General features: G+C 67.2%; 7 protein-coding genes. 4 read left to right on the top strand and 3 right to left on the bottom strand.

Going from position 1 to position 9,367, the window contains the following annotated elements; genetic code table 11:
• Positions 1–226: 226 nt before the first annotated feature.
• Positions 227–1,381: a sigma-54 interaction domain-containing protein gene (locus tag KEC55_RS35025; protein ID WP_282512363.1), complete on the bottom strand. Its 1,155-nt coding sequence runs from the start codon at positions 1,379–1,381 to the stop codon at positions 227–229.
• 487 nt (positions 1,382–1,868) lie between these two features.
• On the opposite strand from KEC55_RS35025, the gene msuE reads away from it, so the two are divergent.
• Both msuE and sfnG read left to right on the top strand, forming a co-directional pair.
• A complete protein-coding gene (msuE, locus tag KEC55_RS35020; RefSeq protein WP_282512361.1) occupies positions 1,869–2,429 on the top strand; it encodes an FMN reductase in 561 nt (186 codons plus the stop codon).
• A 35-nt stretch (positions 2,430–2,464) separates the two neighbouring features.
• A complete protein-coding gene (sfnG, locus tag KEC55_RS35015; protein WP_282512359.1) occupies positions 2,465–3,568 on the top strand; it encodes a dimethylsulfone monooxygenase SfnG in 1,104 nt (367 codons plus the stop codon).
• A 63-nt stretch (positions 3,569–3,631) separates the two neighbouring features.
• On the opposite strand, the gene KEC55_RS35010 is transcribed toward sfnG, so the two are convergent.
• The gene (locus KEC55_RS35010; protein WP_282512357.1) at positions 3,632–4,279 is read right to left on the bottom strand and encodes a LysE family translocator; all 648 of its coding nucleotides are present in this window, start codon (positions 4,277–4,279) and stop codon (positions 3,632–3,634) included.
• Positions 4,280–4,389: 110 nt separating this feature from the next.
• Here KEC55_RS35010 and KEC55_RS35005 point away from each other — a divergent pair, with 110 nt between their 5' ends.
• Positions 4,390–5,241 (top strand): LysR substrate-binding domain-containing protein, encoded by an 852-nt coding sequence (locus tag KEC55_RS35005; protein ID WP_282512355.1) that lies wholly within the window; start codon positions 4,390–4,392, stop codon positions 5,239–5,241.
• 22 nt (positions 5,242–5,263) lie between these two features.
• On the opposite strand, the gene KEC55_RS35000 is transcribed toward KEC55_RS35005, so the two are convergent.
• Positions 5,264–6,154 (bottom strand): LysR substrate-binding domain-containing protein, encoded by an 891-nt coding sequence (locus KEC55_RS35000; RefSeq protein WP_282512353.1) that lies wholly within the window; start codon positions 6,152–6,154, stop codon positions 5,264–5,266.
• Positions 6,155–6,306: 152 nt separating this feature from the next.
• On the opposite strand from KEC55_RS35000, the gene ydiJ reads away from it, so the two are divergent.
• Entirely contained in the window at positions 6,307–9,354 is a 3,048-nt protein-coding gene (gene ydiJ, locus KEC55_RS34995; protein ID WP_282512351.1) for a D-2-hydroxyglutarate dehydrogenase YdiJ, read from the top strand.
• Positions 9,355–9,367 lie beyond the last annotated feature (13 nt).

The raw sequence follows: 9,367 nt of genomic DNA, 5'->3' as shown, positions 1-9,367 counted from the left end.
GGCGACGGATTCCGGACGGGTGAACGGGGCGCGACCGGGCCCGCACGGGCGCCGGCCGGCTTTCGTATTGCGGAGAATCGTGCGGGTGCCCGGTCGCCGGGCGCGCACGGTTGCGTGACGGGCAACCGGATGCGGGAGCGGCAACGAAGCACGTGCTTCGCGCCACGATACATCAGGTTCGGACGTCAATGCACGGATTGCGGCGCGATCGCGCCCTCGGCTGCGGTTACTTCAGCGCGGCAATGACCTTCGCGCGGATCAGCCGCGCGCGCAGCACGTTGCGGCTGATGCCGAGCAACTGCGCGGCCCGGATCTGGTTGCGGTGGCTGAAGTCGAACGCGACGCGCATCACCGTGTCCTCGATGTGTTCGAAGAGGTTGCCGTGTCCGTCGTCGAACAGGTCGCGCAGCGCATGTTCGAACGCTGCCTGAGCGTGGGCGGACGGCTCCGGCGCATCCACGACGGCCGTTGGCGCGCATGGCGGCGCAAGGTGCAGGTCGGTGTCGCGCAGCACATCGTGGCGGCTCACGAGCAGCGCGTGATGGATCACGTTCTCCAGTTCGCGGATATTGCCGGACCAGTGATGCGACAGGAGCCGGCGCTCGGCGCGCGGGTCGATGCTGCGTGGCCCGTCGCCGAGGCGCGCGCGATAGCCGTCGAAGAAGTGACGCGCGAGCGGCAGGATGTCGCCCGGCCGCTCGCGCAGTGGCGGTACCGCGAGCTGCACGACGTTGAGCCGGTAGTACAGGTCGCCGCGGAAATGCCCGGCCGCCACCGCCTGCTGCAGATCGACGTTAGTCGCCGCGACCACGCGCACGTCGACCGGAATGCCCGTGCGCGAACCGAGCCGCACGACCTCGCGCTCCTGCAGTACGCGCAGCAGCTTGACCTGCATCGACAGCGGCAGGTCGCCGATCTCGTCGAGAAACAGCGTGCCGCCATGCGCGGCTTCGAACCAGCCGGGCTTCGCGCTGACGGCGCCCGTAAACGCGCCTTTCTCGTGGCCGAACAGTTCGCTGTCGACGAGCGTGTCGGAGAACGCGCCGCAGTTCACCGCGACGAACGGCCCGTCGCGACGATCGCCGAGATCGTGCACGTGGCGCGCGATCAGTTCCTTGCCGGTGCCCGTCTCGCCGACGATCAGCACGTTCGCGTCGCTTGGTGCGACACGGCGTACCTGTTCGAGCAGTGCGAGCGAACGCGGATCGGCAAACACCTGCGCCCGCGCGCGGGCCTGTGCGGGGCGTCCGGGCAACGTCAGGACCGAGGCGGTGCGTTCCGCAGCGGGCAGGCCGGACGGATCGTGCGCGTGCGACTCGTTGCGAGCGGTGGTGACGACACGAAGGTTGAGCGGGCGCGGCGATGCGGAAATGGAAGTCATGGCGATTAACCGTTGAATGGCCGGGTGAAGCGGGTGAAGCAGGCCCGTGCCGACGGGCGCAGTGAGTCCGGCTGCTGCGTGGTCAGCAGAGTGTTCAACGTTTCGCCACGCGCGAAAAGCATCGATTTCTGATAACCAAAGCGCGATTGCTGCGGAACCTGCAATGGTGCGGGTGAGCGGGGTTGCTGCGACGCATGAACGTCGAATTCGATGTCATGGCGTGCGATGCGCTGCTTCCTGAGCAGCAGTTCGCAAGCACGATCGCTTCACCCGGTTCATCACGCCGTGGAATATCGATGTGACACGCGCACCGGAACGCTTGCCGCGCTCGCGCATTTGAGCGAATACCGCGCCAGGCGGGCGATCGCACAAAACTTCGCGATGCAGACGATCGCGCCGTGAGACAGCCGTGCGAATGGCACGCTCCTTGCTGACCCGAAGCGGTATCGCCGCATCGACACGCGGCTCGACAACGGGAACGCATCGCATGAGCAACACCCTCAACGTGGTCGCGATATCGGGCAGCCTGCAACGGCCGTCGCGCACGCTTGCGCTGACCAACGAGATCGTCGCGGCACTTGGCGCCGCGCTGCCGATCGATACGCGGCTGATCGAACTCGGCGAGATCGGCAGCCGGTTGGCCGGCGCGCTGACGCGCGCGCAGGTGCCGGCCGACCTCGAAGCACTGATCCGCACGATCGAGACGGCCGACGCGCTCGTTGTCGCGAGCCCGGTCTATCGGGCGTCATACACGGGCTTGTTCAAGCACCTGTTCGACCTCGTGCGCCACGACGCGCTCGTCGACGTGCCCGTGCTGCTCGCGGCCACCGGCGGCAGCGAGCGACATGCGCTCGTGATCGACCATCAACTGCGGCCGCTGTTCAGCTTCTTCCAGGCACGCACGCTGCCGATCGGCGTGTACGCGTCCGAAAGCGATTTCGACCAGTACCGGATCGCGAACCCGGCGCTGCGCGAGCGCATCGCGCTCGCCGTCGATCGCGCCGCGCCGCAACTGCGCCCGCATGTGCTTTCCACCGTGGCCGCGTAGGCCGCTTCCGTTTCTCCTTCGACCAGGACACCTTCATGAGCCTTACCGACCCTTCCGCCGACGGCGTCAAATTCGCGTACTGGGTGCCGAACGTCAGCGGCGGCCTCGTCGTCAGCACGATCGAGCAGCGCACCGACTGGAGCCTCGAATACAACCAGCAGCTCGCGCGCACGGCCGAGGCGGCCGGCTTCGACTACGCGCTGAGCCAGATCCGCTTCACGGCCGGTTACGGCGCCGAATACCAGCACGAGTCGGTGTCGTTCAGCCAGGCGCTGCTGCATGCGACGACGAAGCTCAAGGTGCTCGCCGCGATCCTGCCGGGGCCGTGGCATCCGGCCGTGGTCGCGAAGCAACTCGCGACGATCGACCACATCTCGAACGGGCGCATTGCGATCAACGTCGTGAGCGGCTGGTTCAAGGGCGAATTCACCGCGATCGGCGAGCCGTGGCTCGAACACGATGAGCGCTATCGGCGCTCGAAGGAATTCATCCAGGCGCTGAAGGGCATCTGGACGCAGGACAACTTCACGTTCAAGGGCGACTTCTATCGCTTCAACGACTACACGCTGAGCCCGAAGCCGGTGCAGAAGCCGCATCCGGAAATCTTCCAGGGCGGCAGCTCGCGCGCGGCGCGCGACAACGCGGCGAGCGTGTCGGACTGGTATTTCACGAACGGCAATACGCCGGAAAACCTGAAGGCGCAGATCGACGACATCCGCGCGAAGGCGGCCGCGAACAACCATCGCGTGCGGATCGGCGTCAACGCGTTCGTGATCGCGCGCGACACCGAGGAAGAGGCGCAGGCCGTGCTCGACGACATCATCCGGCACGCGCACGTCGAGGCCGTGCACGCGTTCGGCGATGCGGTGAAGGAGGCCGGCAAGGCATCGCCCGAAGGCGAGGGCAACTGGGCGAAATCGACGTTCGAGGATCTCGTTCAGTACAACGACGGCTTCCGCACGAACCTGATCGGCACGCCGCAGCAGATTGCCGAGCGGATCGTCGCGCTGAAGGCGATCGGCGTCGATCTCGTGCTCGCGGGGTTCCTGCACTTCATCGAGGAAGTCGAGTACTTCGGTCAGCGCGTGCTGCCGCTCGTGCGCGAACTCGAAGCGCAGCGGCAGGCGCTTGCCGCGTGACGATTGCGGGATGAAAACGCGCGGCTCGCGCTCACACGGGCCCGCGTCTCGTCAGCGTGTGGCTCATGCCACGCCGGCCATCTTCGATGCTTCCAGGACCATCTGCACACCGAGCCCGCCGAGGACGGCCCCCATCGCCCAGCGCTGCGCGAGCAGCAGCGTCGGGCGCCCGTGCAGGAACTTCGCGATGCTGCTCGAGCAGATCGCCACCAGCCCGTTGGCCGACGCAAACGCGGCGATCAGCAGCGACCCGAGAAACAGCGACTGGCCGAACACGCTGCCCTGCCGGTAGTCGATGAACTGCGGCAGCAGCGACACGAACAGCATCGCGAGCTTCGGGTTCAGCACGCTGGTCGTTGCGCCCATCGCGAGCAGGCGCATCGGCTGCTCGTTCGGCAGTGCCTGCAGCTCGAACGGCGAACGTCCGCCGGGCCGGACCGCCTGCCACGCCAGGTACAGCAGGTAGACCGCGCCGACCGCGCCCAGCACGCTGCCTGCATAGGGCACGCTCATGAACAGCGTCGTGATGCCGAACGCCGCGCCGAACATGTAGAACAGGTAGCCGATCATCACGCCGGCCAGTGAAATGAGCCCGGCCGTGCGGCCCTGCGCGATCGAGCGCGACATCACGTAGACCATGTTCGGCCCGGGCGTGACCGCGAGCATGCCGCCGATGGCGAGAAATCCGTAGAGCGATCCGGAGGGTTGCATGTTTGCGCTTCCTGCATCGAATGAGTGCTGACGGGATTCATTGTCCGGCCGTGGAGGTGAACAGTAAAACGGGATAAACTGAATCGATTGATCAGATTTCCTGAAGCGACATGAAAAAGCTCGACCTCGATGTGCTTGCGATGGTGGTGGCCGTCGCCGAAACCGGATCGTTCGCGCAGGGCGCGCAGGCCGTGCATCGGTCGCCGTCGGCGGTGAGCATGCAGATCAAGGCGCTGGAAGACGCGCTCGGCAAGCCGTTGTTCATCCGCGACACGCGCAACGTGAGCCCGACCGGCGACGGCACGACGCTCGCCGAGTACGGCCGCCGGATGCTCGCGCTGCGCGACGAGGCATGGGCGTCGGTGGTGCGCCCGGAGATCCGCGGCCGCGTGACGATCGGCGTGCCGGACGATTACATTTCGTCGCTGCTGCCGCAGGTGCTCGGCAAATTCGCCGCAATGCATCCGCGCGTGGAATTGCGTGTGATCGGCCAGCCGAGCAGCGCGCTCGTGCCGATGCTGAAGGACAACACGGTCGACCTCGCATGCCTCTCGCGGATCAAGGGCGTGACCGGCGAGCTGATCCGGATGGAGCCGCTCGTCTGGGCCGGGTCGCCGAAGCGCAACGTATGGGAAGAGCGGCCGCTGCCGGTGGCTTTTTTTACGCACGGCGGCAGCATGGCGCGCGATCAGGCGGTCAAGGCGCTGAACCGGCAGAAGATCCCGTACCGGATGTCGTACGAAAGCCCGAGCCACCTCGGGTTGCTGAGCATGGTGGAGGCCGGGCTCGCGGTCGCGCCGCTGGCGCGCTGCTGCATTCCGGATCACCTGATGCAGCTTTCGGAAAGTCACGGGCTGCCGGCACTGGGCGAAATCGAGGTCGTGCTCGTGCGCAGCGCGCAGTCCGCGCGCCCGCCGTGCGATTACCTGGCCGAGCAGATTCTCGGCGAATGGCGCACCTGAGCGGCCCGCGGCCGGCCGCACGTCAGCACGACGTCAACAGCCATTCGCGGAACGCGACGAGCGACGGCAGTGTCTCGTTGCCCGGCGGATAGACGAGGTAGTAGCTGCGCTGGCTTGTAATCGCGTCACCGATCGATACCAGCTCGCCGCGGCTCAATTCATCCTCCACCAGCACCTTCGGCACCAGCCCGATCCCCATTCCGGCGCGCACGGCCTGGATCAGATGCGACGTCAGCTCGAAGCTCGGGCCGATGCGCATCTGGCGATGGTCGAGCCGATAGTGCGAGAACCACTCGGCCCATGCCTGCTGGTTGCTCGTCACGCCCAGCAGCGTCTGCTTCGCGGCCCACGCCGGCGTGCGCGCGTCGGCCTTGCGGCCGCTGCCCGGGTCGGGCGGCGCGATCGCGATCAGGAACTCGTTGTACAGCCGGTGCGCGTGCAGGCCGGGCCAGTCGCCCGCGCCGACGGTGATGGCCGCGTCGAGGTCGTCGTTGAGGAAATCGATCGCGCCGATCCGCGAATGAAGGTGCACGGTTACGCCCGGATGCGCGGTGTAGAAGTCGTGCAGGTGCGGCAGCAGCCATTTCGAGCCGAAGGTCGGCAAGGTGGCGAGCCGCAGCGTGCCGGCGCCCGCCTGGTGCGACATCGCCTGCAGCGTCGCGCCGCGGATGCGCCCGAGCGCGCCGCTCAGTTCCGCGAAGTAGCGGCGGCCGACTTCCGTCAGCTTCACCGAGCGCCCCTCGCGCCGGAACAGCGGGACACCGAGCTGATCCTCCAGCGTCTGCACCTGCCGGCTGATCGCGCTCTGGCTCAGCGACAGTTCCTCGGCCGCGCGCGTGTAGCTTTCATGCCGCGCGGCGGCCTCGAACACGAGCAGCAGTGACATCGACGGGGTCAGACGACGGTAATTCATGAGTTTTATGCAATATTCGCCGGATGAGAATTCGTTTGTTCCTCAAGGAATATCCGAAGATACTGGAATTCCCGGTCGCGTGGAAACTTGCCAAAAAATCATGTTTCGGAGCGCGCGAATCGGCCGGCTCCACCCACACTGCGCCTTTACCCATGTCGATCGCCCCGTTGCCCCGTCCCGCCAGCCCGCCCGCCAACGCGTACCGCGACTTTCTTGCCGCGCTGCGGGCTGCCGGATTTGCCGGGGAGATTCGCGCGGACCACGCGAACCGGACGGTGCAGGCCACCGACAACTCGATCTACCAGCGCCTGCCGCAGGCGGTGATCTGCCCCGCGCATGCCGATGACGTGCGGCTGCTGGCGCGGCTGCTGGCCGAACCCGCGCACCACGACGTCGCGGTAGCCGCGCGCGGCGGCGGCACGGGCACCAACGGGCAGTCGTTGACCGACGGCGTCGTCGTCGACCTGTCGCGCAACATGAACCGGATCCTCGAAATCGACGTCGAGCAGCGCTGGGTGCGCGTGCAGGCAGGCGTCGTCAAGGATCAGCTCAATGCCGCGCTGAAGCCGCACGGGCTGTTTTTCGCGCCGGAGCTGTCGACGTCGAACCGCGCGACCGTCGGCGGGATGATCAACACCGACGCGAGCGGGCAGGGCAGCTGCACGTACGGCAAGACGCGCGACCACGTGCTCGAACTCGATTTCGTGCTGATGGGCGGCGAGCAACTGCACAGCGACGCGCTTGACGACGAGGAATTGGAGCGCCGTTGCGCGCGGCAGGACCGCATCGGCAAGGTCTATCGCACCGCGCGTCGCATCAGCGACGACAAGGCGGCGCTGATCGACGCGAAGTTTCCGAAGCTCAACCGCTGCCTGACCGGCTACGACCTCGCGCACCTGCGCGAACCCGACGGCCGCTTCAACCTGAACAGCGTGCTGTGCGGCGCGGAAGGCTCGCTCGGCTTCGTCGTCGAGGCGAAGCTCAACGTGCTGCCGATCCCGAAGGTTTCGGTGCTGGTCAACGTGCGCTATGCGGGCTTCATGGATGCATTGCGCGATGCGCGTGCGCTGCTCGCGCATGAGCCGCTGTCGATCGAGACGGTCGACTCGAAGGTGCTGATGCTCGCGATGAAGGACTTCGTGTGGAGCAGCGTCGCCGAGTATTTTCCGCAGGACGACGCGCGCCCGACGCTCGGCATCAACCTGATCGAATTCAGCGGCGACGATGCGGACGACGTCGATGCGCGCGTGCGCGCGTTCGTCGAGCATCTGCGCACCGATACGAGCGTGGCGCGCCTCGGCCATACGCTCGCGGCCGGCGACGATGCGGTGAAGCGCGTGTATGCGATGCGCAAGCGCGCGGTCGGCCTGCTCGGCAACGTGCAGGGCGAGGCGCGTCCGCAGCCGTTCGTCGAGGACACCGCGGTACCGCCCGAGAACCTCGCCGCGTACATCGCCGAATTCCGCGCGCTGCTCGACGGCCACGGGCTGCAGTACGGGATGTTCGGTCACGTCGACGCGGGCGTGCTGCACGTGCGCCCGGCGCTCGACATGAAGGACCCGAAGCAGGCCGCGCTCGTGCGGCCCGTGTCGGACGCGGTGGCCGAACTGACGCAGCGGCATGGTGGCCTGTTATGGGGCGAGCACGGCAAGGGCGTACGCTCCGAGTACGCGCCGGCGTTTTTCGGCGAGCTGTATCCGTCGCTGCAGCAGTTGAAGGCCGCGTTCGATCCGCGCAACCAGTTCAACCCGGGCAAGATCGCGACGCCGCCGGACCACACGATGCGGCTGCTGAAGATCGACGAAGTGCCGACGCGCGGCGACCACGACCGGCAGATCGACGAGCGCGTGTGGCAGAGCTACGGCACGGCGATGCACTGCAACGGCAACGGCGCGTGCTACAACTTCGATCCGGACGACGCGATGTGTCCGTCGTGGAAGGCGACGCGCGAGCGCGTGCAATCGCCGAAGGGACGTGCGTCGCTGATGCGCGAATGGTTGCGCCTGCAAGGACAGGCCGGCATCGACGTCGTCGCGGCGGCGCGGGCGCGGCAGCCGTTCCTGCGCGGGCTGGCCGGGCGCTGGCGCAACAGCCGCGCGGCGCGCAACGGTGACGCCGATTTCTCGCACGAGGTGTACGACGCGATGGCCGGGTGCCTCGCGTGCAAGTCGTGCGCGGGGCAGTGCCCGGTGAAGGTCAACGTGCCCGAGTTCCGCTCGCGCTTTCTCGAGCTGTATCACCAGCGCTACCTGCGGCCGCTGCGCGACTACCTGATCGGCTCGCTCGAATTCACGATGCCGTGGATGGCGCGCGTCCCCGCGCTGTACAACGGGTTGATGCGTGCGGGATGGGTGCGCACGCTGCTCGAACGGCAGGTCGGCATGGTCGACAGCCCGCTGCTGAGCCGCTTCGATCTTGCTGCCGTGATCCGGCAATGGAACGTGAAGCCGGCCGACCCGCACGCGCTTGCCGCGCTGAGCGACGCGCAGCGCGCACGCAGCGTCGTCATCGTGCAGGACACGTTCACACGCTATTTCGATACCGAGCAATTGGCGACGCTGATCGAGCTGGCCGCGCGCACGGGCTTTCAGGTCTGGCTCGCACCGCTCGCACCGAACGGCAAGGCGCTGCACGTGCAGGGCTTTCTGCAGGCGTTCGAGAAGGCCGCGATCCGCAATGCGACGCAACTGGCCGCGCTGGCGCGCACGGGTGTCGCGCTGGTCGGCCTCGATCCGGCGATGACGCTCACGTACCGGCAGGAATACCTGAAGGTGACGGGGCTCAGCGATGTACCGAAAGTTGCGCTGCCGCAGGAGTGGTTGCTGCATGCGCTGCCGGAAGCCGGCACGCACGGTGCGACCGGCTCGTACCGGTTGCTGCCGCACTGTACCGAGAAGACCAACGCGCCCGACAGCGGCAAGCAATGGACGCAGGTGTTCGCGCGGCGCGGGCTGCGCTTGAAGGTCGAGTCGACCGGATGCTGCGGGATGTCGGGCACGTACGGGCACGAGGCGCGCAATCTCGCGACGTCGAAGACGATCTATTCGCAGTCGTGGGCGACGCACGTGGACGGGCCGGAGGATGAAGGCGAGGCGCTGGCGACCGGGTATTCGTGCCGCAGCCAGGTGAAGCGCATGTCGTCGAAGCAGGTGCGCCATCCGTTGCAGGCGCTGCTCGATCACGTGCGGGCGGCGGGGTAACGATCGGGCGGCG

Origin of the sequence: Burkholderia cepacia, assembly GCF_029962485.1 — a bacterium.
Taxonomy (GTDB): domain Bacteria; phylum Pseudomonadota; class Gammaproteobacteria; order Burkholderiales; family Burkholderiaceae; genus Burkholderia.
The sequence above is the reverse complement of the archived record's forward strand: the minus strand, read 5'-3'. Positions and strand labels throughout refer to the sequence as shown.